General features: G+C 33.4%; 17 protein-coding genes and 1 pseudogene. 2 read left to right on the forward strand and 16 right to left on the reverse strand.

The features are described from left to right. Positions 1-93: 93 nt before the first annotated feature. From EAH81_RS25710 to EAH81_RS25770, 13 genes are all read right to left on the reverse strand, one after another. Complete coding sequence (locus tag EAH81_RS25710; protein ID WP_140511848.1) at positions 94-2,013, reverse strand: discoidin domain-containing protein; 1,920 nt, start codon at positions 2,011-2,013, stop codon at positions 94-96. A 46-nt stretch (positions 2,014-2,059) separates the two neighbouring features. After that, positions 2,060-2,839 (reverse strand): glycerophosphodiester phosphodiesterase family protein, encoded by a 780-nt coding sequence (locus EAH81_RS25715; protein ID WP_140511849.1) that lies wholly within the window; start codon positions 2,837-2,839, stop codon positions 2,060-2,062. Positions 2,840-2,914: 75 nt separating this feature from the next. Further along, positions 2,915-5,215, reverse strand: coding sequence for a beta-glucosidase BglX (gene bglX / locus EAH81_RS25720; protein ID WP_140511850.1), 2,301 nt, complete (start codon positions 5,213-5,215; stop codon positions 2,915-2,917). A 92-nt stretch (positions 5,216-5,307) separates the two neighbouring features. Then, positions 5,308-6,021, reverse strand: coding sequence for a prolyl oligopeptidase family serine peptidase (locus EAH81_RS25725; protein WP_140511851.1), 714 nt, complete (start codon positions 6,019-6,021; stop codon positions 5,308-5,310). Between the two features lie 11 nt (positions 6,022-6,032). Continuing rightward, on the reverse strand, positions 6,033-7,403 hold the full coding sequence (locus EAH81_RS25730; protein ID WP_140511852.1) for a glucoamylase family protein: 1,371 nt from the start codon (positions 7,401-7,403) through the stop codon (positions 6,033-6,035). Between the two features lie 72 nt (positions 7,404-7,475). Then, the gene (locus EAH81_RS25735; protein WP_140511853.1) at positions 7,476-8,936 is read right to left on the reverse strand and encodes a RagB/SusD family nutrient uptake outer membrane protein; all 1,461 of its coding nucleotides are present in this window, start codon (positions 8,934-8,936) and stop codon (positions 7,476-7,478) included. Between the two features lie 4 nt (positions 8,937-8,940). Continuing rightward, entirely contained in the window at positions 8,941-11,943 is a 3,003-nt protein-coding gene (locus EAH81_RS25740; RefSeq protein WP_140511854.1) for a SusC/RagA family TonB-linked outer membrane protein, read from the reverse strand. 243 nt (positions 11,944-12,186) lie between these two features. Beyond that, on the reverse strand, positions 12,187-14,931 hold the full coding sequence (locus tag EAH81_RS25745) for a histidine kinase (RefSeq protein WP_140511855.1): 2,745 nt from the start codon (positions 14,929-14,931) through the stop codon (positions 12,187-12,189). Between the two features lie 129 nt (positions 14,932-15,060). Beyond that, positions 15,061-15,558, reverse strand: a complete 498-nt coding sequence (locus tag EAH81_RS25750; RefSeq protein ID WP_140511856.1) for a hypothetical protein — start codon at positions 15,556-15,558, stop codon at positions 15,061-15,063. 46 nt (positions 15,559-15,604) lie between these two features. Next, positions 15,605-16,789 carry an acetate/propionate family kinase gene (locus EAH81_RS25755; protein ID WP_140511857.1) on the reverse strand — a complete coding sequence of 395 codons (1,185 nt, stop codon included), beginning with the start codon at positions 16,787-16,789 and terminating at the stop codon, positions 15,605-15,607. A 201-nt stretch (positions 16,790-16,990) separates the two neighbouring features. Further along, positions 16,991-19,084: a phosphate acetyltransferase gene (gene pta / locus EAH81_RS25760; protein ID WP_140511858.1), complete on the reverse strand. Its 2,094-nt coding sequence runs from the start codon at positions 19,082-19,084 to the stop codon at positions 16,991-16,993. A 63-nt stretch (positions 19,085-19,147) separates the two neighbouring features. Next, positions 19,148-20,218: a magnesium/cobalt transporter CorA gene (gene corA / locus EAH81_RS25765; RefSeq protein ID WP_140511859.1), complete on the reverse strand. Its 1,071-nt coding sequence runs from the start codon at positions 20,216-20,218 to the stop codon at positions 19,148-19,150. Positions 20,219-20,471: 253 nt separating this feature from the next. Beyond that, the gene (locus EAH81_RS25770) at positions 20,472-21,017 is read right to left on the reverse strand and encodes a DUF6252 family protein (RefSeq protein WP_140511860.1); all 546 of its coding nucleotides are present in this window, start codon (positions 21,015-21,017) and stop codon (positions 20,472-20,474) included. Positions 21,018-21,225: 208 nt separating this feature from the next. On the opposite strand from EAH81_RS25770, the gene EAH81_RS25775 reads away from it, so the two are divergent. Both EAH81_RS25775 and EAH81_RS25780 read left to right on the forward strand, forming a co-directional pair. After that, positions 21,226-21,909 carry a hypothetical protein gene (locus tag EAH81_RS25775; protein WP_140511861.1) on the forward strand — a complete coding sequence of 228 codons (684 nt, stop codon included), beginning with the start codon at positions 21,226-21,228 and terminating at the stop codon, positions 21,907-21,909. A 766-nt stretch (positions 21,910-22,675) separates the two neighbouring features. Beyond that, positions 22,676-23,983, forward strand: a complete 1,308-nt coding sequence (locus EAH81_RS25780; RefSeq protein WP_140511862.1) for a site-specific integrase — start codon at positions 22,676-22,678, stop codon at positions 23,981-23,983. Positions 23,984-24,329: 346 nt separating this feature from the next. Here EAH81_RS25780 and EAH81_RS25790 read toward each other — a convergent pair whose 3' ends face one another. The 3 genes and pseudogenes from EAH81_RS25790 to EAH81_RS25805 all read right to left on the reverse strand — a co-directional run. Next, on the reverse strand, positions 24,330-24,605 hold the full coding sequence (locus EAH81_RS25790; RefSeq protein WP_140511863.1) for a helix-turn-helix domain-containing protein: 276 nt from the start codon (positions 24,603-24,605) through the stop codon (positions 24,330-24,332). Between the two features lie 323 nt (positions 24,606-24,928). Next, the gene (locus EAH81_RS25800; RefSeq protein ID WP_140511865.1) at positions 24,929-25,960 is read right to left on the reverse strand and encodes a hypothetical protein; all 1,032 of its coding nucleotides are present in this window, start codon (positions 25,958-25,960) and stop codon (positions 24,929-24,931) included. Positions 25,961-25,985: 25 nt separating this feature from the next. Beyond that, a pseudogene (locus EAH81_RS25805) lies at positions 25,986-26,253 on the reverse strand (hypothetical protein); the annotation flags it as partial.

Below are 26,253 nucleotides of genomic sequence, written 5' to 3' on the forward strand. Positions count from 1 at the left end.
TCTTAGTGCGCTTTGCGGTAAAATTCATCCCTAATTTCTTTAATAATAAATCTCAAAAATAAAATTTAAACAGACTCAAAAATAAACTTAGAATTATTTTACTTCTTTTAATTTGTTTTTTGCTCCAATTCCATTCTCGTTAAATGCCTCAATCGTAAAATAATATTTCGTGCCTTTGTCTAAACCTCTAAAGTCATACGAATTGTCGTCGTAAACCATAATACTGTTGTATAATTTATCCGGTGCAATTCCGTAATAAATATTATAACCAATGGCGTCTGCTTGTTTTTTCCATGAAAGCATTGCATTACGGGAATCTTTTGCATTTCGGGCTACTTTAAAATCTGAAACTGGTTTTGGTTTTCCCAATAATCCGTTTCCGAAAACTCTAAAATCAGAAATTGCAAATAATCCCGAAGCATTGTGAATATTGACCATCTTGATATAACGTGCCTTGATTGATTTTGTCAATTCAACGTAATCATGAGGTACATCTTTTGCATTTTGAGATTTATCAATTACTAAAGTCCAGTTTTGAGCATCATCAGACATGAAGATTTTATACTGATAATAAATATCCATTGCCTTATTGTACTGTGTCGCTTTATGATCTGCATAATTAATTTGTACAGCATTTATTTCCATCTTTCTGCCCAAATCAAGCTGTAACCATTCGCCTGGTTTATCTGTTTTTGCGGACCAATATGTCTGAATATTTTCATCTGTTAAATTATTTGCTCCGTAACAGAATTTCTCATACACTTTTTTACCGCCGTTATCCATTCTATGAGTTTCGACTTCCATACATTCTTCAGAAGAAGAAACAGTTACCGGTTTTTTATACGAAAGCAGCATCCATCCTGATGAAGCTCCTTTTTCCTGATTGCGTTCTGCCGTTGGAAGCACTATCGGAAAATCTCCATAAGATGTGATTGAATACATCACATCATCTTTGTCAAATCCGGCAGGAAACATATCTATACGGCGTTCAAAACGATCTTTAATCGAGATTTTACATGTTCCTGTATTCCAATAATTTCCGTAATTATCTGCAAAAGTATTTCCGTGTCCGGCACCAATTACAAATCCTCCGGGTTTATACGACATTGGATTGTGTTTTTGATACACAAAAGGTCCTAACGGATTATCGCCTACATGAACACCATTTGCATAACCTTTAAACTCAGTTGCCGGCGCTCCGTATTGCATATAATACTTTCCGTTGTGTTTGGTCATCCACGCTCCTTCTATAAAATTTCCCCAAGGTGCAGGTTCCATATCATTGTTTGGTCCAAAACGCTCCCAACCGTGATTTGTCGGATCTAAAATAGCTACTTCTTTTATCTGACCGTACGGACGTTGTATATCCTCCACTTCTGTTGCTTTGTATAATTTCTCGTAATCTGCCTGATTTCCTTTTGGCAACCATGTATTATAATCTACCTCAACGCCCACAAGTGGCAATTTTCCGCTTGAGCCATAATACATATATACTTTTTTATCGTCATCCTGAAAAATCGCAGGATCCCACGTTGGCAACATTGCTTTATCTACGTGTCTTGTCCATCTTCCTGATTTTGGATCAGCAGTTTTCCAGATTGGATGATCTCTTTTCCAGGTTGAACCTACATAAAATAACGTATCGTTTACAACCCAAGCAGCTGGTGCACATTGATCATCGTCGCCCGGCTGTCTTTGAAAACTTCCGTAAACGAAATTCCAGTCTGACATGTCTTTACTCCAGAAGAAACCTGCCTGATTTGTAGCAAATAAATAATAGTCACCTTTATAAGTAATAATTAACGGATCTGCGCTTGAACGACGAGATTCCGGAATTCCGTTATGATTATGGGTTGTATAATTGTATCCAATATTAATTGGGTTACAATACGTTGTTGCGGGTTTATTTGGGTCAAACCATTCTGTTTTTCCCGGAATGGTATTTTGTGCAGATATATTAGTACTAAAACCAATGAATAGTAGCAAAACTGGTATTAAATATAGTTTTTTCATAATTTTATTTTTTGAAATAAAAGTGTGCATCCGAAAAGCTTCCTTTTTACTTCTTTAATCTTTCATTCAGTAATTCCGGTTCGTTGGTTGTTATATAATCAAAATTGTTTCCAATAATCCAATCCATAACATCAGCATCATTTACAGTCCAAACATTTAAAGTTACCTTGTTGTCTTTCGCTTCTTTTATCCATTCAGGATGTTTTTGAAATACGGAATAATGATAATCTATACCTGAAATATTATCCGTTTTAACTTCTTTTGGTGATTTATTCCCTTCCAGGTATTGCAAAGAAGTTTTTGGGTCTATTTGTCTGATTTGTTTCAGAATTTCATAATCAAAACTGATGTAGGCTGTTATTTTTTCTGCATGAAGCTTTTTGATCGTTTCAACAGTTTTTAGAGCCGTTTTTTGTCCTCTTTCTTTACTGATTTCCGAAGGTTTTATTTCACAAACCAAAAGTGTGTGTTTGTTATTTTTTTTACCTTCTGTAATATACTCGTGTAAGGTTGGCAGTTTCTCTCCATTTGAAAGTTTAAACTTTATAAGATCTTGATAATTTGTTTCTTCGATCAGCAATTTGTTAAAATGCGCATCGTGATTGATTACCAGTGAATCATCTGCTGTTCTCCAAACGTCAAATTCCGAACCAGCCAGTTTTAAATCAATAGCATGTCTAAGAGAAGCTATCGAATTCTCAGGAAAATTATTCTTTTTCCAGGCTCCGCGATGTGCTACAACAGCATTTTTTGGGGCATTACAGGAAGAAAAAACAACTATTATGAACATCAAAAGAAACGCACGTGAAATTTTAATTGTATTCATTTTATAAAAATTAAAAGTTATAAAAAAGCCCTTCGTCAACCAATTACGAAGGGCTAATTACAATAAATAAACCAACTATTTAGTTAATTCAAAACTAACTTTCTTATCGGCATTTGAATTTCCTCCAACGAAAATATCAAACTGTCCAGGTTCTGCTACAAATTGTAAATCAGAATTATAAAATTTTAAATCTTCAACTGTGATATCAAAAGTCACGGTTTGTTTCTCCCCTTTTTTAAGGGCTATTTTTTGGAAATTTTTCAATTCTCTAACGGGTCTTGTTACTGAACCTACTAAATCTCTTATGTATAACTGAACGGTTTCTTTTCCGTCATAATTTCCAGTATTGGCAACATCAACGGTAACTTTTAATTTTCCGTTAGCATTCATTTTATCAGATGAAATTTTTAAGTTTGAATATTCAAAAGAAGTATAGCTTAAACCAAAACCAAATGGGAATAAAGGCTCATTTCTTTCGTCAATATAATTTGATCTGAATTTTTCGAATTTACCTTCTGTGTTAGAAAGTGGTCTTCCTGTATTTTTGTGTGCATAGTAAATTGGCAATTGACCAACACTTCTAGGGAAAGTTGATGTTAATTTTCCTGAAGGATTTACATCTCCAAATAAAACATCAGCAATAGCGTAACCTGCTTCAGAACCAGCAAACCAAACGTTCAAAATTGCAGGAACAGTTTCGTTTTCTTCTTTTATAACTAATGGACGACCGTCGAATAAAACCAAAACAACCGGTTTTCCTGTTTTTAATAAAGCGTTCAATAAATCTTTTTGCGCTTGTGGAATTTCTAAATTTGTACGACTGCTAGATTCTCCGCTCATTTCCGCAGATTCTCCAAGAGCAGCAACAATTACATCTGATTGATTGGCTACTTTTAAGGCTTCTGCTAATAATTCTTCTTTTGAACGACCATCACGGTGTAAGGTTTTACCAAACATTGTTGCGTTAGTTTCAAAAGTTTCATCATAATCTAAGTTACTTCCTTTTGCATATAATACTTTCGTAGAAGATCCTGCAACTTCTTTAATTCCTGCTAGTAATGAAATAGCATTTTCCATTTTTGTAGCTACACTCCAGGTTCCCGGCATATTTTCTTTGGCATCTGCCAATGGCCCGATTAAGGCGATAGTTCCCGATTTTTTAAGAGGCAATACCTGACCTTGATTTTTCAACAAAACCAATGATTGAGCTGAAATTGATCTTGCTTCTTTTCTGCTGCTTGCTGTAAAGATTTCTGTTTTTGCTCTATTGGCATCACAATATTTATAAGGATCCTGGAATAATCCTAAGTCGTATTTTGCTTCTAAAATAAGTTTAACAGCATTATCGATAGTTTCGATTGTTACTTTTTTCTCGTCTAATGATTTTTTCAAAGTTCCGAAGAAACCTTCTCCAACCATATCCATTTCGACACCAGCATTTAATGACAAAGCAGAAACGGCTTGTAAATCACCCATTCCGTGTTCGATCATTTCCGGAATTCCGGTAAAATCAGTTACAACAAAACCTTTAAAGCCCCATTGTTTTCTTAAAACATCAGTCATTAACCATTTGTTTCCTGTTGCAGGAATTCCGTCAATTTCATTGAAAGATGCCATTACAGAACCTACACCTGCGTCAACAGCTGCTTTGTAAGGAGGGAAATAATCATTGAACATTCTGATATGACTCATATCAACTGTGTTATAATCACGTCCACCTTCTGGCGCACCATATAAAGCGAAGTGTTTTACACACGCCATAATCGAATTGTTTTTGGTAAGGTCATGTTGTTGGTAACCATTTACCATTGCTTTTGCAATTTGGCTTCCTAAATATGGGTCTTCCCCTGAACCTTCAGAAACTCTTCCCCAACGAGGGTCACGAGAAACGTCAACCATTGGCGAAAATGTCCAGTTGATACCGTCGGCACTTGCTTCCTGAGCTGCAATTTGAGCACTTCTTTCGATTAATCCCATATCCCATGTACAAGATAATCCCAACGGAATTGGGAATGTTGTTTCGTAACCGTGAATTACATCCATACCAAAAATCAATGGAATTTTCAATCGGCTTTTTTCAACTGCTATCTTTTGTACTTCTCTAATTTTTTGAACAGATTTAATATTGAATAAACCTCCTACTTTACCTTCAGCAATTTTTTTAGCCACATCAGAACTATTTGCTTGTCCTGTAGTAATATCTCCAGAAGTTGGTAAATTAAGCTGACCTAATTTCTCGTCTAATGTCATTTTTGACAGTAACTCAGCTACAAACTCTGATTTTGGTTTAATTGTTACTGCATTTTTAGTGTTCTTCTTTTGGGCAAAACCCAAAACAGTACATCCTAAAAAAAGTAAGACTAATTTGTTTTTCATGTGTATTTATTATTTGTTTTTAATGGAACATGGAATCGCTTTTCTTCATTCAGTTTGTACTTTGTAATCATAGCGATTTCATTCTATTATATTTATTTGTTCGTATTCGTTTTTATTTGTTTAAACATCCAGTTATAAATTTCTGGATTGTCATAAACTCTTGTCCAACTATCATGTCCTGCATCATCAAAAATGGTCAATTGAACATCTTTGGCATTGCATTTTTTTAATTCTTTATAAATAGTAATCGCATAATCTACTTTTACAACATCATCTAATAATCCGTGAAAAATTCTGGTTGGAATATTAGCAATTTTACAAGCACTCTCTAACTCAATCAAATCAACAAAACCTGAAATAGGTACTATTGCCGCAAATTTATCCGGATATGTTAATGCTAAATTCCACGCTGCCCAACCTCCCGAACTTAATCCTGTAACATATATTCTGTTGACATCTATTTTGTTTTCTTTTTGAATTTTCAAAATCAATTCATTAATAGATTCAATATCCCAGTTTTCATCCTCTTTGCATTGCGGTGCCAAAATATAAGCGTCTAATTGATGTGTTTTTAGATATTTCAAAGGCCCGTTGATTTTTACTTTTTCAATGTCTGTTCCTTTTTCTCCATCTCCTGAAATAAAAACTATTAATGGCTTTTTATCTTTTGTATTGGCAGGCTTGTGTAATGCATAACCTAGTTCATATTTTACCATTACCACTGTTTTTATTGTTCCTGTTGTTTCACTTTGTGCAAAACCAATCACAAAAAATAACAGGCATAATACCGTCAGTTTGTATTTCATTTTATATGATATTAAAATCCGTATTTTCCTGATTTAAAGCCAAGTTTTACTAAACCTTGTTTTACTTCCGGAGCATTCATGAATAACTTCCACAATAAACCTGTACGGTAATTTTCGATCATCACCACTTCTGGTCCCTGATCGATTGCTAAATATCTTTTTGCAACCCAATTATTATTCTGCAAGCTTAAAGCATCATAAAACCCTGCTTCTCCCCATGTTTCTTTTTTATGATTTTCGTACAAATTACGAATTACAGCCATTGACTCTTTTGGCGTATAAACAATCGAACTAATTGCAGCTGTTGGCGACATAACACCCTGATCATTGCTTGGCATATGTGCGTTATAACCAATTGATCCATCTGGATTTCTTGAATAAGAAGCACTTAAACCCCAATAATCAGCACTGTAACCATTTTTAGGATTTTGAATACAATACTCATAATTGATTTTCGTTTGATTAACATTCAAATCCCAATAGTTAGCGTATTTATCTGTTAACTGATTTGGATCAAGTCCAACATAAGAATAATGCGCCCAAAATAACGGTCCGCCATATTCTTCTGCTCCATTATGTTTTAAAATTAACGGAATGTTATATTTTGTTTTTGATGAAACAATTCCGCCACTTCTTGCCCATCCTTCATGATATGCTTTTGCATCAATTGCATGTGTTGGTGAAGATGCTCCCAATACATAAGTAATCAAACATTCGTTGTAACCTTCTAATGGAAAATTCATCTGCCAATCATATGTTGGCGACCAATGCCAATACAATACATTTTTATTATTGGTATACCATTTCCATTCGACACCTTTCCAAAGTGCATCATATTTTTGAGCTACTGCTTTTTCATTTTCAGAACCATCTTTTAGATATTCACGAACTGTAATCATTCCCGCAACCAAAAATGAAGTTTCGACTAAATCTCCACCATTATCCTTGGTTCCAAAAGGCTTTACTTTTCCTGTATTTCCGTCAATCCAATGTGACCATGCTCCGTGAAAACGATCTGCTTTGCCTAAAAAATCTGCAATTTTGTTTAGTCTTTCAACTCCTTCTTTTTTGGTTATATAACCCTGAGACATTCCAGATACAATTGCCATTAATCCAAAACCGGAACCACCCGTTGTAACAATGTTAGCATCATTGTCAGGGTAAACTCCATCCGGATGATAACGTTCTCTTCCTAATCCTGAATTTGGTTCAGCATAATCCCAGAAATATTTAAAGGTTTGTTTTTGAACAGTCGCTAAAAGCTGCTCATCAGTTAGTTTTACTGCAACTGCATTTTCTCCTTCTTTTTCTTTTGATTTATCAGGATTAGATCCGCAACCAAAAAATGTAAAAACTAATAATAAAACTGAAATTCTAACCATTATAAAAAATTTAAAACATTAATAAAAATCACTCCTTTCTTAAATTTGAAAGGAGTGATTTTGAAATCTTAATTAGTAACCTCCTGGATTCTGTTGAGAAAGTCCCTCGGCTTCTCTTATGAATGTAGTTGGAATAGGCCATAACTCATGTTTTCCAACAACAAAAGTTTTTCCATCTGCTGCCATAGCTGTTTCTGCTTGTCCTGTTCTAACAAGATCAAACCATCTGTCGTGCTCAAAAGCAAATTCTAATCTTCTTTCTTTCCAGATTGCTTTTCTAATATCTGATTGAGAAGTAAAAGGAGTATCTCCTAAACCTGCTCTATGACGAATTTGATTTACTAAAGGAATAGCTCCTGGAGTATTTCCCAGCTCATTCAAAGCTTCGGCTTTCATCAATATAACTTCAGCATATCTTAAATATCTAAGATTTGTGTCTGTAAATTCCTGATTATAGAATTCTGACGAATATGCTTTATAATTGTATCTTGGATTCGCTACCGTTGATGGTACTGGTTTTCCATCGTATAAAACTGAACCTCTGAAAATAATTGTAGCTGCTCTTCTAACATCTCCTGCTTCATAAGCATTAGCTAAGCCTTCTGTTGGCGTATTAAAACCCCATCCCCAACCTCCAGCGCCACGTGGCGCTTGAGAAACTGTATAATTTCCAATTCCAAATCCGGGAGTAGCAGTTCCACCAATTCCATCAATCTCAAAAATAGATTCCGGACCAAATTCTCCATCTTTTTTATATTGTGAAGAATAATCCGCTACTAAAGAGTATCCTGTTACTTTATCACAATTATCAATTACTTTTTGCCAATTTTTTTGATATAGATTCACTTTTGCTAACAAAGCATAAGCTGAACCTCTAGAAACTCTAGTTCTGTCTGCATACGAGTAAGCTGATTTTTCCGGTAAATTTGCTATCGCGTCTGTTAAATCTTTTTCTATAAAAGCATAGACTTCCGCAGGTGATTTACGAGTTAACTGCATTAATCTATCTTGCTCTGAAACTGGAAGAGGTAAATGGTCTACGATAGGAACTCCTCCATATCCTTTTACCAAAGTAAAATACATAAACGCTCTCATGAATTTAGCTTCTCCCTCTAATCTAACTTTTAAAGTTGGCGTTACCTTATCCAACTTAGGAAAAATAGCCAAAGCCTGATTACATCTGTTTATTCCGGCATAATTAGCATTCCAAGTAGATTCAAATGATGGAGTTGAAGCATTATAAGTTAAAGCATCAACAATATCTTTGTCTCCACCAGCATCTCCCGGATCTGAACCTTTATCAGCATCATCTGAAATAATGCTTGAAACTGCATTCCAACCAAAAGAAGACATTTCCCAACCTAAAAACTGATTATAAATTGCTGTTACAAAACTTTTGGCTCCTTCATCACTATTAACCAACTCTGGATCAGCCGGAATTGATTCTGTAGGATTTACGTTTAAAAAATCATCTGAGCATCCTGAAAAGAATAATCCAGAAAGCACAAATATTGATATATATAATCTTTTCATAATATTAAAATTTTAAATTAGCACCAATAACAAATGATCTCAATGCTGGGTAAGCATCTAACTCTACCCCTTGAGTGCCTTCAACAAGTTTACCATCACCTGTTACATCTGATGAGAACCCTGAGAATTTTTGAGTGATAAACGGATTTATTGCGTTTACATAGATTCGGCAAAAGCTAATAAACTGATCTTCTTTAAGAGGAAGTTTGTATCCTAAAGTAATGTTATTGATTCTAAAGAAATCTGCTGACTCCAAATAATAAGTTGAAGCGAAAGGAGTCACATTAGAAGGTGCAGGATTTGAAGCTGTTTTATTTGTAGGTGTCCAAAAATCACGAGTTGCTGAAGCTTCTATATTTTCACCCCCAAAACGTTGCGCTTTTTTTCCGTTATATACTTTCGCTCCTCCTGTTCCATAGCCGTCAACAGAAAAATCAATGTTTTTATAAGTCAATCCCAAAGTAACTCCATAGGTAGAAGTTGGTAAAAGTGACCCCACGTATTTTTTATCTTTTAGTTCATCTAATCCTGTCTGAGCAACTTTTTCTCCATTTGCTTTATAGTACAACATTTGACCATTTGTAGGGTCAACTCCTGCGTACTCATACATATAAAAACTTCCTAAAGGCTGTCCTATTGCTGAATTATCAAGTAGTTTGGTATTTTGACCATTTCCTAAACTTCCTCCGATAACAGGTGATAATCGAACATTTTTAAGACTCGTAAGTTCATTTTTATTATGAGAGAAATTACCTCCAACCCAGTAGCTTAAATTATCATTAATTTTATCATCCCAACGTAATGAAATTTCATAACCTTTATTAGAAACTTCTCCAACATGTGCAGGTGTTGACAATGTTATCCCCGAAGTTGAATAAGGTCTAACATTCAAAATCGTATTTGTTGTTTTTTTGTCATACAAATCAAAAGACCCTTTTAATCTACTGTTTAATACTTCAAAATCAAAACCTCCTGAAAGCTCTTCAACAATTTCCCAAGATAAATTTGGATCTACCTGAGAATTAATTGTTGTTCCTGAACCAAGATCCGGATAATCAACTCCAGAAGTAAATACCTGAGTATTAAGTGGTACATTTTGATTTCCTAATCTACCCCAAGACCCTCTAATTTTTAATAGATTAATTGGTTCTACATTGCTTAAAAAGCTTTCTTTAGATATAATCCAACCTAAACCAACTGATGGAAATGTTCCCCAACGATTATCTTCAGAAAATTGCGATGACCCGTCACGTCTAACAGTACCTGTAAGCAAATATCTGTCTAACAATTTATATTGAAAACGTGCAAAATATGATGCTAATCTTCTTTGATTTAACGCCTCATCTTTTAAACCTGTAACATTACTTGCAACATTAACATCTTTTAAAGACCAGTAATTTGAGTTTGCATTTACGTTCTTTCTGTCAATTGTTAACTTTTCTCTTGTTCCTTGTACGTTTGCTTCAATACCCGCTGTAACTTCTACATCGTGAATTTCTGCAAAAACTTTGTTATAAGTTAAATAGTTCGATAAATTCCAATTAAAATATTGGTCTCTGGTTCTTGTCAAAGTGTTTATATTCAAATCTAATGGATAGTCTGTTACCACACGAGTTGGATCTGCCGCTGACCAAAGAGCCACATTATCTACATAATTATACTGTTTGTAGGTAAAAAATTCTCCATTAAATTGTGATGTGAATTTTAAAGATTTAATAATATCATAATCTAATTTCAAACCTCCTTGTAAGGTAACAGTTTGTTGTTGCTCATTTGTATAATCCAATTGAGCAACAGGATTTCCAACATTATTAAATGAATCACCCGTTTTACCTACAATTCCATTCAAAATAAATGGCACACCATATTTCCCGTCAGCATAACGCACAGGAACTAGTGGAGATTGTCTGTAAGCATTTGTAAATGCACTCAAAGGCATTGGTGTATTTTTTATACTGCTTACACTAAAATTTTGAGTTAATTTAACTTTATCAGAAATTTTGAACTCATTATTGTTTCTGAAAGTTGTACGTCCGTAATCAGATCCGTTTAAGATTCCTTTTTCTTCGTAATTTCCAACACTAAAAAAGTATTTTACATTTTCTGAAGATCCAGAGATTGAAATATTGTTTTGAGTGTAAGATCCTGTTCTTGTGATCTCGTCAAACCAATTAGTGTTATAAGGCTGATTTGCAGAGAATCTTCCTTGTGGATAAGCACCACTAAAAGCCGCATTACTATAACGAACGTATTCGTCAGCGTTTGCCATTTTTACATTTTTTAGAGGAGTTCTAAACCCTGCAAAACTTTCAACATCTACAGTAAGTTTTCCTTTGCCGGCTTTGGTTGTAATCATAATTACACCATTTGCACCTCTGGTTCCATAAATAGCTAACGAAGAAGCGTCTTTTAAAACTTCATAAGATGTGATATCATTAGTATTAATGTTGTTGATATTATCAGTAGGCATACCATCTACAACATACAAAGGATTTCTTCCTCCTAATGCCGTACCTGCTCCCCTAATAACTACCGAAGGAGTACTTCCAGGTGCATCTGAAGTAGATACCTGTACACCAGCAGCCTTACCTTGTATGGCTTGAGATGCATTTATTACCTTCATTTTCGTGATTTCTTCAGACCTAATTGAGCTTACAGCCGAAGTATTATCAATTTTCTTTCTGGTACCATATCCAATTACTACTACTTCTTTTAAAGCAGTATCACCTGCTTCTTTTAGTGTAATTGTCATTGCACCGGTTGTCGCTGCCACAGAAACAGCATCAAACCCCAACATAGAGATTTTTAAGATCTCACCTTCTTTGGCGTTGATTGTAAAATTACCGTCGAAATCAGCATCAGCAGATGTTCGGGATTGCGGAGCGCTAATAACTGCTCCGGGAACTCCCATTCCGCTACTGTCTACTACTTTTCCTTTAATTGCTTGTCCTGACATATAAGCAGGAAGCAGCAAGAGCGCTAAAAAGCTAAAAATAAAATTTTTCATACAGTTCGTAATCGTTTAAGTTAGTGCGACCAAATTAAACAATTACAACGTTGTAGTACATCAAAAGCACTACAACATAGACACATCATTATGTTAAATTATAAGTATAAATAACTACAAATCAAGCTTCTAAATGTTAATTTTACTTTCTTAACGTTTCGTTATGATGTACTAATGATGTATTGTAATACCGTAAAAAAAGTGGTTAAAAAATAAAATATAACCAAAATTCGGTAATAGAAATTAGATATTAAGTAAAAATTTCGACAGATTATCTTCCTGTAAAAGATTTAGCTTCTTTCTGAGGCGATAACGATGTAGTTCTACACCTCTAAATGAGATGTTCATCATGGGCGCAATTTCCTTTGAAGAAAGGTTCATTTTAAGATAAACACACAGTTTTATATCTTTTGGAGTAAGGTTTGGAAATTTCTTAGAAAGATTTATAATAAACTCATTATGGATTTGATTCAGGTTTGTTTCAAAAATTTCCCATTCGTGTTTATTGACTTCATTAATCTTAATTGCCTTTTTGATTTCACTTTTCAGCTTATTGAAATCTTTTTCTGAATCAAGAATGTTTTGAATGTTGTCAATCATTTCACTTTGTTTCGCAATCGACAATGATTTTCCAGCAACTTCAGATGATTTTGTCTGTAGCTCAAGTTCCAGAATGTGTTTTTCATATTCCTGAACATTCAATTCATTTTCGGCCTTTAATTCCATTTCAAGGATTTCCCTTTGATGTTTTAACTCTTCTGCCTGCAATTTTAATTTTTGCATATATCGAAGTTTATTCCATTTGTAATAAAAAAACAAAACTGCTGCAATTACAAACAAATACAATACAATCATCCAAATCGAAAAATACCACGGTTCAGCAACTTTAAAATCAAAATTTGCTACTTTTTCATAATTGGCTCCATTATGATTAAAAATAGTAATGGAATGATAGCCGCTGCTTAAATTGTTCAGTACGATTAGTCCATCAGAAACCGGAGTATATTCATTACTACTATTAAGTTTATAAAATAAATTAGGTTTACTCGCTCCATAAATTCCTGAAATTACATTAATCTTTAATTCGGTATTGAATTTGATCTCAGAATCATTCAATACTAAATTTGATTCATTGAATGCTTCTACTTTAACATCTGAATTTTGCTTGTTTTCGTATTTTAGCTGAAGCGAAATAAATCCATCATCAAGATTCAATAAATAATGATTTTGAGTTTTAAAAATCCTAAGATTATCATTAATCAATTTTCCTTTATAATACTTCTCCTGAATAATATTCCATAAAAATTTATTTCCGTCTGCATAGATATGATACAATATTCCGTTTTGAAGTACCATAAAATGATCTTCATCAATTGATACTACATCTGTAATATTCTTGAAATTAGAATTGAACAATTCATTTTCTTCTAATTTATTACTAAGGGAATTATAGGTGTACCATCTATTATTGATTAGAAAAAGAATCTCGCTTCGGAATTCAAAAATCTTAACTCCAAAATCATTTTTTATTTTGCTTTGCTGGGTAACGTTTTCTACCTTTTTAGTTTTATAATTATCATCGTATAAAACACGATACAATCCGCGATAATTATCGGCAGCCCAAATTTCATTCTTTTTATTCTGCGCTACATATTTAATAGGTTTCGAAAGATTCTCTATAACTTTAGCCTTTGTTAGATCTGACGGTTTATCATATAATATAACGCCGCTATAGGTAGACTGAAAATAAGTGTTATTGATACTGCTTTTTGATAAATTCCAACCGCCACTTTTATTATTTATTTTAACCAAAGAACCGTTGTCATAAGAAAACGTTCCATCATTATGACCAATAATATATTTATTATCAATTTTGGTAATATTCCATGCTTGTCCCTGAGTATTGGGCAGCATATTAAATTTGCCTGAATAAAATTCATAAATACCATGATTTGAAGCAATTAAATATCCTTTATTTGTAGTTGCAACGGAATAAACAGAACCTAAAATTCCGGAATTATCATAGAAAAATGATATTGGAGAATTCACTTCTACATGAGCAATTCCGTTATCTAAACCTAGCCATAGGTCATTTTCTTTATCAAAACCAATACTTAAAACAGAGTTGTTCATCAAGACATTGTTTCGATCGATATTCTGATAGGCATTTGTATTGAAATCATAAATAAAAACACCTCGATTACCAGTTCCAACAACCAATTTATTGTTTTTAATAAATTTTGCAATATTGATTGTAGCAGCTTTAAAAGTTTCATTCAAAGGATTGTTCCAAGGTTTCAAACTTCCGTTTTCCAGAATAAAAATTCCTTTTTTTTGTGTAAATACATAGGTCTGGTTTTGGTACTTCTCGATGGCATGAACGACAGTCTTTTTTAATACATCCCATCCTTTTGGATTGGCAATTCGGGAACCATCCATCTTAAAAATACCTTTTTCGACAGAAGCAACATAAAGATTATCGTCTACTACAAAACAGTACGATATTAAAAACGGAAATCTGATTTTTTTGATGTGTTTGCCATCATAAATAAAAACATCATTAAAAGATTGAAAATACAATGATCCGTTATATCTAAAAATTTTCCAGATTTCTTCATTGTCTTTTTCATCAAATAAACGGAGGTTTTTGGTAATCGATACATAATGCATTTTACCCTCTTTCCTATACCAGTATCCAAATTCTTTGTAAGAACCAGAATAAATTTTATCGCCTTCGATCAGGATTGATCTAATAATGGTTTTATTAGGCAAAGAATATTTTTCCCAAAGAACACCATCATATCTTAGTAAATAATGGTTATTGGCAAAATACATGGCGTTATCTTTTCCCTGAACGACATTCCAAATTTGGTTATCGCCCTGGTAATCTGATTTATTATAATTTTCTACAAAAGGAAGTAATTCTTGTGCCTGAACTTGAAAAGCAATGAAAAAGAAGAAGAATGTTTTTATAAGTATCGATCTCAAAATATGATATTTTATATTCAAAGATACTGACAAATATTTAATTTTTATAGCTAAAAAAAGCTCCTCGATTGAGAAGCTTTTTTAGCATAATTTCTGCTTAAAAACAAATCTTACAAATATTTTAATGCTTTAAAAAACGAGTCCAATTTTAAAATCAATATTTTCTTTTTCTAATCTAAAAACAACACCTGAATTTGTGGCTTGTTCAACATAAAATTCATCACCTTCATTTATTTTATTCCAATATTCTTCTCTAAATGATTTTTCTCCAATTCTCCAATCATCAAAATTAATGATATGCGATTCGCTATTATTATCATTATCATAGAAATATTCTTTCTTCTTTACCTTTACCAGGCCAATATATTTTTGCTTTTCACTTAAATCAGTATTATAATTTGTATCTCTAAGTGCACTTATTATAAGAAATGCGTTTATTACAATTACAATTATTTTAAAAAAATCAAAAGGTGACGTTGAAGTATCAAAACCTAAACTCAAATAAACTATTAGGAGAATTAAAAATGAAAAAAATGAGATCCAAATTCTAATTTTTGAATTACTCTTTTTTTTGCTTTTTACAGCTTCTATATCAGTATTTGTAAACGAAGTTTTTGTTAAGGCCATTTATATACTGAATTTATTATTTTATGCATTACTTCTTTAATAAAATTTAGTTTTGAAGTAAGTGATAAACCTGATTTGCAATTTCGTATTCTTCATCTGTTGGCACTACCAAAACTTTTGTTCTTGAATTTGGTGTATTAATTTCTCTGATTTCTTTGGAACGAATCTGATTTTTTTCCTGATCTAATTCAATACCAAAATAATCCATATCTGTACAAACTAATTTACGTATGTGCGAAGAGTTTTCTCCAATTCCCGCAGTAAAAACAATAGCATCCAAACCATTTAAAGCTGCTGTATACGATCCAATTGTTTTCTTAATTCTATAAGCATTCATAAACAATGCAAGTTGGCAATCTTTATTTCCTTTCTCAGCTTCTGATTCAATATCACGTAAATCGCTATAACCCGTAAGCCCAAGCATACCGCTTTGTTTTAATAAAATTGAATTTACCTCATCCGGCGTATAGTCCAAATTCTTTATCATATAAAAAACTACAGACTGATCAATATCACCACAGCGTGTACCCATTATCAAGCCATTTGAAGGCGAAAAACCCATTGTGGTATCAATACATTTTCCATCTTTAATTGCTGCCATACTACAGCCATTACCTAAATGGATGGTGATTATTTTTGAATTACTTTTTAAATTTTCAATCGCTTTTTCTGAAACATATTTATGACTCGTGCCGTGAAAACCATAAACACGAACCTTATTTTCTGTTAAAAGATAATTTGGAATCGCATATTTATAAGCAACTTCCGGCATTGTTTGATGAAAAGCGGTGTCAAAAACGGCAATTTGCTCTGCTGAACTAAAGATCTCTTCAGCTACATTAATACCTTCTAAATTCGCAGGATTATGCAATGGCGCCAATTCAAAAAGCTGTTTAATTTTTGCTTTTACATTTTCGTCAATTTTTACAGTATCACTAAAATCACTTCCGCCATGCACCACGCGATGACCAACTGCTCCAATTTCAGAAGTCGATTTTATTACTCCTTTTTCTGCATCTAATAGCATATTGGCTACTTTTTGCAAACCAACTTTATGATTTGGAATCGGTAATGTTTCTTCTATTGTATTTGAAGAAGTTTTGAATGTTACATTTGAAGTTTCTAAACCAATTCTGTCAATCATACCGGAACAAATTACTTCATTTGTTGGCATAACCATTAATTGATATTTTATTGATGAACTTCCTGAATTTATAATTAATATTTTCATTGTTTATGTTTTTGCCACAAAGGCACTAAGTCGCTAAGTTTTTAATTTTTTTTACTGTATCTGTGATCTGTATTTCTAATTTTTTGACGCTTATAAAAGGGATTCACTATCGTGAAGACAAAGATAAAAACGGATTTTTAAGTACTAAATCATAACGCAAAACTCATAATTAATAATTTATAATTAACAATTTATAATTGATTAAAGTCCTTGCGCCTGAATTGCTGTAATTACAACTGTGTTAATAATATCGTCTACGGTACAACCACGACTTAAATCGTTTACAGGTTTATTCAATCCTTGTAACATTGGTCCGATAGCCAAAGCTCCGGTTTCTCTTTGCACGGCTTTATACGTATTGTTTCCGGTGTTTAAATCAGGGAAAATAAGTACACTCGCCTGCCCTGCCACTTCAGAATCCGGCATTTTACTTTTTCCAACTACTTTATCTACCGCAGCATCGTATTGAATTGGTCCTTCTATTTTTAAATCGGGACGCTTTTGTTTTACAATTTCTGTAGCAGCCCTTACTTTATCTACTTCATCTCCTTTTCCGGAAGCTCCTGAAGAATAAGAAAGCATCGCAATTTTAGGCTCGATTCCAAAAGCTGAACTTGATTCGGCTGATGAAATTGCGATTTCTGCCAATTGTTCTGCTGTTGGATTTGGATTAATAGCACAATCGCCAAAAACCGAAACCCTATCTTCTAAACACATAAAAAATACTGAGGAAACTACAGATGAATTCGGCTTAGTTTTAATGAATTGTAATGCCGGTAAAATCGTATGTTGAGTAGTGTGTGCCGCTCCCGAAACCATTCCGTCAGCGTGACCTTTGTAGACCATCATAGTTCCGAAATATGAAACGTCTTCCATTAAATCTTTTGCCATTGTGATACTTACATTCTTGGCTTTTCGAAGCTCATAATACGTATTGGCATAATCTTCATAAAGATCAGATTCTTTTGGGTTGATAATATTTACTTTCGAAAAATCGAATGTAATCCCCAATTCTGCAACTTTACTTTCGATCTGTTTTTTATCTCCAATTATCGAAATGTCAACCACATCCATGTCTAATAATCTTGAAGCAGCCATGATAATTCTGTCATCATTTCCTTCCGGCAGGACAATATGTTTACGGTGCTGTTTTGCTCTTTGTACCATATTGTACTGGAACATTTTTGGCGTCATTCCCTCTGGTACGAAAGTGATTAATCTTTCAGACAATTCATCCATCGCAACATACTTTTCGAAAGTGCTGATTGATGTTTCAATTTTATGAGTATTGTTCGCGTAAATTTCTGATCTGATCGAACCAATTTTATTGGTAATACTATAAGTTCCGCCATCAACGGCAATAATCGGAACAATGGCAGAAAGTCCTTCGATAAGTTTTAAAATACTGTCTTCCGGAACAATATTTCCAGTTAAGATAATTCCTGATATAGTAGGATAATTGGCCGATTCATTGGCTTGCAAAGCTCCCAAAATAATATCTGAACGATCTCCGGGTGTAATCACCAAAGCATTGTCATTTAAGTGAACTAAGTAATTATGCAATTGCATCGCTCCAACGCTAAAATGCCCAATTTCATTGTTTAAATAAGCGCTTCCAAACAATACTTTCGCGTCAAGCTGATTGACAATTTCCTGCATCGTTGGGTTATTCAAACTCGAAATTAATGGAATCGTATTGATTAAAACATTACCTGGTAAACTTTTTTGCAATCCTTGTGTAACTAATTCTATGTTTTCATGCTGAACTTTATTTGCCACGACAGATAAAACTTCAACATCTTTTACTTTAAAAGAATCATAAACCAGATATAAACTATCTACCAATTCTTCTAATGTTTTTCCAACTCCAGAACCGATTATTATCGTTGGAATTCCGAGGTTTTTGGCAATCAAAACATTCAGGTCTAATTCAATTGAAGTTCCCTCGCCTGTAAAACTTGTTCCTTCTACCAAAACAAAATCAAAACGTTCTTCAAGCTTTTTATATTTCTCAATAATTAAGTCTAAAACTTCTCCTATTTTTCCCTTATTTTTCTTCTTGATCAATTTGCTTTTGGTAATTGCATACGCATCTTCAAACTTAATATCCAGATTAAAATAAGACAGAACTGTTTCTATATGATTGTCTAATTCTCCATCTACAAAATCTTCTACAATAGGTCTAAAATAACCTACTTTAGCCGTTTTACCAATCAAAATACTCATCAAACCAAGTGTTATAATTGATTTTCCGCTATTTTGATCGCTTGTAGCTATATATATCGCTTTACTCATAATTTATGTTTTGAAACTAAACAAATGTACTTTAAATCGTATTTTTTAATAGAGAAACCAATGTTAAAACCAACGCCTTTTTTTGAAATATATAATCAATGCAATAACCAATAAGACCATTCCTCCCATGACAATAAAATAGCCATTTCGAGCACGTAGCTCAGGCATATATTCAAAATTCATTCCGTACACTCCAACAATAAAAGTAAGCGGGATAAAAATTGCAGAAATAATAGTCAGGGTTTTCATAATCTCATTCATTTTTCGGCTTTGTTCCGAAAAATAAAAGTTTGAAGCACTTTCTAATGAACTCATATCGGATTCGATTTGTTCTAAAAGTTCTAAGCTTTTTTGATGCAATCTGATAAAAAAGCTAAAAGTCTCTTTTTGGATTCCGTTATAAGTATCATCGTCTTTAATTGTTTTCAAATAGTACAAAGAATCCCGAAGCGGAATTATAGATCGTTTTAAAAAATTAAAATTATCACGGTGATTTTCAATTTTTTCTAAAATAATAGGATCAGCGCCTTTCTTAGTTAAATTGATTAATTCTTCTATTTTCTCTTCTTCATCTTCAATCGTAATATAGAAATTCTCCATTACGGCGTCTAACAATAAATAGAGTAAATAATCTACTTTTTTAGTTCTCACAATTCCTGCATGAGTGCGAAGTCGTTCCCGAATATGTGCGAAAAAATCACTTCGTTTTTCCTGAAAAGAAATCAGAATTCCGTCTTTCAAAATAAAACTAATTTGTTCTACACTTATATTATCAGAATATTCAGAAGGTAAAAGTGATTTTATATTAAAAAACAGAACATTTTCCTGTTCTTCCAGTTTCGTTCTTTTACTGGTATTTAAAATATCTGCCAATAAAAAATCGTCGAGTTTAAAATGCGCTCCAACAGTTTTAAGTAAATCTATATTATTTAAACCGTGAATATTGAGCCAATTGTTTTTAGTATAATCAATGCAGGTATTTAATGCCAAAACCGTAAACTTATCATATTCAATAACATCGGCATTGTCATAAACAAAAAGCTGCATTTCAGTTTTATGTTCTTTATGTGATCCTGTATACTCTAAAGTGATATGCTGAAGCTTGCGCCCTTTCTTGTATTTTATCTTTCTCATTCAAAAACGAATTATATAGTAATATTACGAAAAAGATTCTGAACCCGAAATGACAATTGTCATTTTTACATAAATATCATAGAATACAATCAACGTTTTTATAACCTAAAATAAATAAGACAAAACAGGTCCAAAACTTAATTCATAACCTTAACCAAATAACAAACCCGACAGGTTTTAGAAACTGTCGGGTTTAACACATAATTAAAATTCAAAAAAAACCGAGTCATTTCTAAGTCGGTTTACTTAATACTTATGGCGTAGTCAGTACTTTATAAGGTACATTTGTAAATACTCCGTTCTTTACTTCAACAACATCAGGTGTAATTATTTTAGTTTGTAAAATCCCCACTTTTTCCGCTGTAAAATTAAAAGTCCCTGATACAGTTTTTTTAGAAGCATCCATTGAAGTTATGGTTATTGTTCCCGTTTTAACAAAATGTTCCGTATAAGTATTACCTTCTATCAAATAAGTATTAATAAATAATGCGTCAATTATATCATTTTCTTCATCAAATTTATAAGCTTTTAGCGGCATTGTATCAGCAGTTGTTAAATCACTGGAACAGGCCAATGACAGCATTTGCGAGTCATCCTGAACATTAATATCAAAACGCTGCTGTTTCTCACTGGTTACTTTAATTAGTGTTACACTATTAATTTTGGTCCCCTTCCATTCTTTACCATTTATAGTAGCCGAAATGGAGTTACCGCCGCTGTTATCATCATTATCGTCGCTACTGCAACCTGCAAATAAAATCGACAATGAGAGCAATCCGATGCTTAAAATTTTCTTCATAATTTGTGCTTTTTGGTTTTGGCTTATTTTTTTTCAAATTAAACACTAAAAAATCTATTTTTTTTGCGGGAAACCTCATTCTGAAGAAATAATTTCAATAAATAATAATTTTCATTTTAAGAAATCATTCTGCGATAATTCAAAATAATACTTACTTTTATAAGAATCAAGATCTTTTATTTTTATTAGAAAAATTAAAATTGAACGAATGATTCATAAAATAAGAATCTCAATTCCGGAACCCTGTCATGAAAATTGGCTTGAAATGTCGCCAACTGAAAAAGGTAAATTCTGCAGTAGTTGTCAAAAAAATGTCATTGATTTTACAAAAGCTTCAGATAGAGAAATTCTTCTGGAATATAATAAAAATGAGCATTTATGTGGTCGATTTAGAACATCACAATTGGATCGAACTTTAGTTCTTCCCAAAGAAAAAAAACCGATTTGGATGATTGCAGCTGCCTCAGTAATTGCATTTTTAGGATTAGGAAGCCAAGCTGCAAAAGCACAAGGTAAACCAATAATAGAACAAACTGATAAAAAAGCAATACAGGATACCATTCCTACAGATAGTAACATTACCGAAATAGAAATTGAAGGAAAAATTTTTCTGGACGAAACAAATCCAAATTTCGAAGAAGTAGATATTCTCATTTATGATAAAAACCAAATATTTCACCCTAATGCAGATGGAAGATTTTGCATAAAAACAAATAAAAACGACAGGATATTAATTAGTAAAGCCGGATACATTAATTATTCCACTACAGCATTCAAATCAATCAACTTAGGTGCTATAGAATTAGAAACTGATAATTGTAAAACAATTGTTGTTGGTGGTGCTATTGCTATAAAGAGAAGTTTTTGGTATCGTCTTTTTCATAAAAATTAAATCCCATAAAAAAACCGGACTATTTCTAGTCCGGTTTTTCCTAATTATATAGTAGAGGCGCACAGCAGTGCGTCTTTACGAAGTAAAAATTATTTTACTTCTTCAAAAATAACAATAACTGATTACCAATACATTACAATATAATGKTACAAATATGGAACAAAGTAATTATTTTATTTCACAAAATAACATATTTCTTTTCTGAAAGCCAATCATTTTTAAACTTTATATGAGACAGACTTAATTTCTGAATAAACTAAGTTTTTTTAATTAGAAAGAAATTCTCCCTGATCATAAAAAAGAAACTATACTCCTATTTTTTATATCTTCTAAAATCTTACTGTTATATTCATTATGCTCTATCAGCGCGAAACATAGTGATGCAATAAAAAGGATGCATCATTCCAAGTAAAGCCATATTAACATCTTTAACATGTTAAATTGATCCTCTTAGGTTTCAATACTGCTCTCCCCACGGAAAGGCCGAAAATCCGAAAAACTTAAAGTTTTCAATCTTTTCAAAAAGCCTTAAAAAATGTCTTAAAGCCAGTAAATCATCGGATTTACTGGCTTTTTTGCTTTATGGCCTATTTTCAATATTTATAAATGCTCACAAAATTAAAGGTGCAGAATCGGTGCACTTTCCAGTGCGCAGAAAAGTGCACCAGAAACAGCAAAAATCCCATATATTACAGGGGTTAACGAGATTAACGACTTGATTTGACAGTAATATTATTCTACATTTATTAATTTAAAAAGTAGGATTATGTTGGAAAGCAGTTTTGGTTTGGGATTCTTTTTAAAAAGACCCAAAATAGAAAGTAAAGAATGGATCGTATATTTCAGAATAACTGTTGACGGTATCCGTAAGGAAAGCTCAACTAAGAGAAAATGGGATAATACACGATGGGATCAAAGGTTCGAAAGAGCGGTCGGCTCAAAGGAAGATGCAAAGTCACTGAACTTCTTTTTGGATTCGCTGACTTTAAAAATCAATGAAATCAAAACCGAAATGATGTACAGCGGCAAAACCATAACCGCTGAGAAAATTATGGACGAGGTTCTGGGAAGGACAGCGCCAAAGATTAAGGTGCTCGAAGAATTTCAAAAACACAATGATGAAATGGAGGCGCTTCTTGGAAAAGGCTATGCAAAAGGCACTCTTGACCGGTTTACCATTACTAAAAACCATTTGACTGCGTTTATAAAATTCAAGCTTAAAAAGCACGATCTTGAATTTGCGGATTTGAATCTTGAGTTTGTAAAGGATTTCGAGTTTTACCTTAGAACTGTACGCGACTGCAGCAACAACACCACCCTAAAGTATATTGCAAATTTCAAAAAGATTGTCATCCGCGCCATCGATAAGGAAATAATCACAAAGGATCCATTTAAGAACTTTAAGGGACGTAAAACAAAACTGGTGAAAAAACCGCTCACCGCGCAGGAATTGTACGAACTGGAAAGTCATTATTTCACAACTGACAGGCTTAATGTCGTAAGGGATGTATTTGTATTCCAATGCTACACCGGACTGGCTTACATCGATGCATACCAATTAAAAAAGACTGATATCAAAAAAGGTATTGACGGAAACCTGTGGATTATGTCTGAAAGGCAGAAAACCAATTCATCATTTAATGTCCCTCTTCTTCCTCAGGCACTGAAAATAGTTGAAAAGTATAAAGACCATCCTCTCTGTATTCAGCGCGGTACGGTCCTTCCAGTTTCTTCAAATCAGAAGATGAACGAGTATCTGAAAGAAGTTGCAGTATTGTGCGGTTTTCCTTTTACGCTCAACACGCATATGGCCCGTCGGACTTTCGGAAGCACGGTAACCCTAAATAACAACGTCCCTATTAATGTAGTTAAAGAACTGCTGGGTCATGCATCGGTAAAACAGACTGAGGCATATGCTATAACTGAGCAGGCCACAATCGGACGTGAAATGTCTATTCTCAATAAAAAACTCAATAAAACTGGCTCCAAAATGTCTAAGCCTGATTTGGCGGTTCTCAGCAGGCTCGAAAAGGAAATTCAGGCAATCAAAAAGAAATACAACATTTCTTCGTAATAAATAATTTCAAAATATATTTAAACTTAAAAGAGGCTATCTCAAATGTTGAGATAGCCTCTTTTTACACAACTTAACTTCGCTTTTATATCCTGGATGATAAGATGGGGTGTACTTAATGTATCCTAAATCCTGAAGCTGTTTAAAATACTTGTGATAAGTCGGCAGCGTATTCACATGTGACATCTCCATAATTTTACTTCGGCTGACTTTAATCCTTCTTCTTTGGCCCTGCCTATACCCTAATCCCAGTATTGCTGTCAAAATTGATAGATGCCAAACATTCAGTTTAGGATCATTACTATACATTGACAGATAACTCATTATATAACTTTCTTTTAATCTCTTAGTTTTTATCATCATCAAATAGTTTTTGAAGATCTTCTTTATTGTAGTAGTACGAGCCAAGCACTTTTTTGAAACGGACTTTTTGGCTTGTTCTAAGATTCTGAACTGAACCTGCTGAAATATCAAGCAGTTTCCTGACGGCTTTACTTTTTAACCACTCTGGATCTGACGATTCTTTTTGCTGAGAATTCTTTTCTTTAAATATAGTTTGTATTTTATCCAGTAATAGAAGACCAAACTGCCTTAGATCTTCCTTTGTAACAATTTCTTCCATAACATCTTTATTTATGATTCTAAATGAAATAAATGCTGCTCCTTTTATTTTTATTTTTCGTTGGAACATAAAAAAGGTATCCGTATTCATGCAATTCACGCATGCACTTATGATATGTCTTAGGTGACATAATTTTGGCAATCTTTTGAATTTCGATGCTGTATGCTTGTATTGGGTTTATAAAACCTCTGTTTGCGCGAAATTGAAGCAGGGCAGCAAAAATTGCAATGTGAGTTGTGCCTATTCTGAAGTCCTTGTCAATTGCCTGAAAAAATCCCGATAAAAGTTTAAGATTTTCCATAACTATATAAGATATATAAACATCACATGTGATGCGACTTTTTTGCGGTCTGAGTCTCAATATTCTGCTGTGGTTTTAGCAGCGGACTAATTTTACAGCCGTTTTTAATTTCTGTCAAACTAACTTTCTGCATCCTGTCGTTATAAAAAGTCAAGGTCCTAAAGCGTGGATTTGCTTCCAAAAAAACTTTCATTTCTCTCCCTTGAATCAGAAGTACTGCTTCTTCCCTCCTGCCCTTTTTCAAAGAATCGGCCAAGGATTCGAATGTCTCATAGTCATCATTTTTAAGAGGAATTGCTCTTAAAGCATTGCTGACGTTATATCCGTACGCTTCCGGAAATTCATGCATCCGATAATTGTCATTAAGATCTTTATCGTAGAAGTTAAACTGTTTCCAGGTTCCGCCCTTCAGAACTGCTCTTCCTGCAAGCATTTCGTATGCCTCTGCAGCGTTAAAGCTCTCAGATTTTTCATTCTTAAAGTAGTGCGTACTGCGGCTAGATGGCGACGAATCTGTATGAAGAATAGATCTGAATCCATCAAACTGGTAAGCCCCCTGTGCATCTTTTACAAATTGCAGTGAATGTTCAAGTCTTTCATTTTCTGAGATGTGATAAGAAACGGGCACAGAAAAATTTAACTGCTGTTCCTGCATATGTTCCAATGCTTTCCCATAAGCCTCATGAAAACCGCTTTTTATAAGCTGTTCCTCTAAAGTCTTCTTGTTTAATTCGAGATCTCTAACATAATCACGTTTATCTATCCTTTCAAAAACAACAGCACTAAGCGCTTCATTTAAAAGCCGCTCAATGATATTGGGATAGACCTGACGCCTCAGTTTATTATATTCATGCTTAAGAAATCTCAAAGTTATTTTTTCGTCTACTGCTTTAGTCTTTTTATATTTATAAAGCAGCATCTTAAAAAATTTCAGTTTCTCTATGCCAAAAGAGCGTTCTATCGGTGGGCTGTTTTGAAATAAAAATTTTAATTTTTCTTCCTTGGATATCCACAATTTTATCTCGTTTTCTACTCTATTGTTTTCAGAAGACATAGCTTATCCTTATTACTGCAGAGCCTTAAACCGATCTGCCCGCTTTTTTTGAACGGGAGTTACTGTTCTTTTCCTTCTGAGAGGGCTCATCATCGTTATTACTCTGGCTGTTATCTTTCTGCTTTGACTCAGTCTTTTTTTCCTCCTTGCTTTCGCGATGATTAATTCGCTGTTTATCGCCGTCGTAGACATTCAAAGTTTTAAATTGCGGGTTTGCCTCTACGTACATCTTGCTTTCCACGCCCGCTACAACAAAAGTTACAGACTGCAGGTTTCCTTTTTTTAGCGAGTTT

The sequence above is a fragment of the Flavobacterium pectinovorum genome, assembly GCF_006438875.1.
GTDB lineage: Bacteria > Bacteroidota > Bacteroidia > Flavobacteriales > Flavobacteriaceae > Flavobacterium > Flavobacterium pectinovorum_A.

Coding starts and splice junctions, on each gene's coding strand:
- EAH81_RS25725 (WP_140511851.1), bottom strand. CDS start 6,021: ATGAAATACAAACTGACGGTATTATGCCTGTTATTTTTTGTGATTGGT.
- pta (WP_140511858.1), bottom strand. CDS start 19,084: ATGAGTAAAGCGATATATATAGCTACAAGCGATCAAAATAGCGGAAAA.
- EAH81_RS25780 (WP_140511862.1), top strand. CDS start 22,676: ATGTTGGAAAGCAGTTTTGGTTTGGGATTCTTTTTAAAAAGACCCAAA.
- EAH81_RS25740 (WP_140511854.1), bottom strand. CDS start 11,943: ATGAAAAATTTTATTTTTAGCTTTTTAGCGCTCTTGCTGCTTCCTGCT.
- bglX (WP_140511850.1), bottom strand. CDS start 5,215: ATGAAAAACAAATTAGTCTTACTTTTTTTAGGATGTACTGTTTTGGGT.
- EAH81_RS25735 (WP_140511853.1), bottom strand. CDS start 8,936: ATGAAAAGATTATATATATCAATATTTGTGCTTTCTGGATTATTCTTT.
- EAH81_RS25770 (WP_140511860.1), bottom strand. CDS start 21,017: ATGAAGAAAATTTTAAGCATCGGATTGCTCTCATTGTCGATTTTATTT.
- EAH81_RS25715 (WP_140511849.1), bottom strand. CDS start 2,839: ATGAATACAATTAAAATTTCACGTGCGTTTCTTTTGATGTTCATAATA.
- EAH81_RS25730 (WP_140511852.1), bottom strand. CDS start 7,403: ATGGTTAGAATTTCAGTTTTATTATTAGTTTTTACATTTTTTGGTTGC.
- corA (WP_140511859.1), bottom strand. CDS start 20,218: ATGAGAAAGATAAAATACAAGAAAGGGCGCAAGCTTCAGCATATCACT.
- EAH81_RS25710 (WP_140511848.1), bottom strand. CDS start 2,013: ATGAAAAAACTATATTTAATACCAGTTTTGCTACTATTCATTGGTTTT.
- EAH81_RS25750 (WP_140511856.1), bottom strand. CDS start 15,558: ATGGCCTTAACAAAAACTTCGTTTACAAATACTGATATAGAAGCTGTA.
- EAH81_RS25790 (WP_140511863.1), bottom strand. CDS start 24,605: ATGGAAGAAATTGTTACAAAGGAAGATCTAAGGCAGTTTGGTCTTCTA.
- EAH81_RS25800 (WP_140511865.1), bottom strand. CDS start 25,960: ATGTCTTCTGAAAACAATAGAGTAGAAAACGAGATAAAATTGTGGATA.
- EAH81_RS25775 (WP_140511861.1), top strand. CDS start 21,226: ATGATTCATAAAATAAGAATCTCAATTCCGGAACCCTGTCATGAAAAT.
- EAH81_RS25755 (WP_140511857.1), bottom strand. CDS start 16,789: ATGAAAATATTAATTATAAATTCAGGAAGTTCATCAATAAAATATCAA.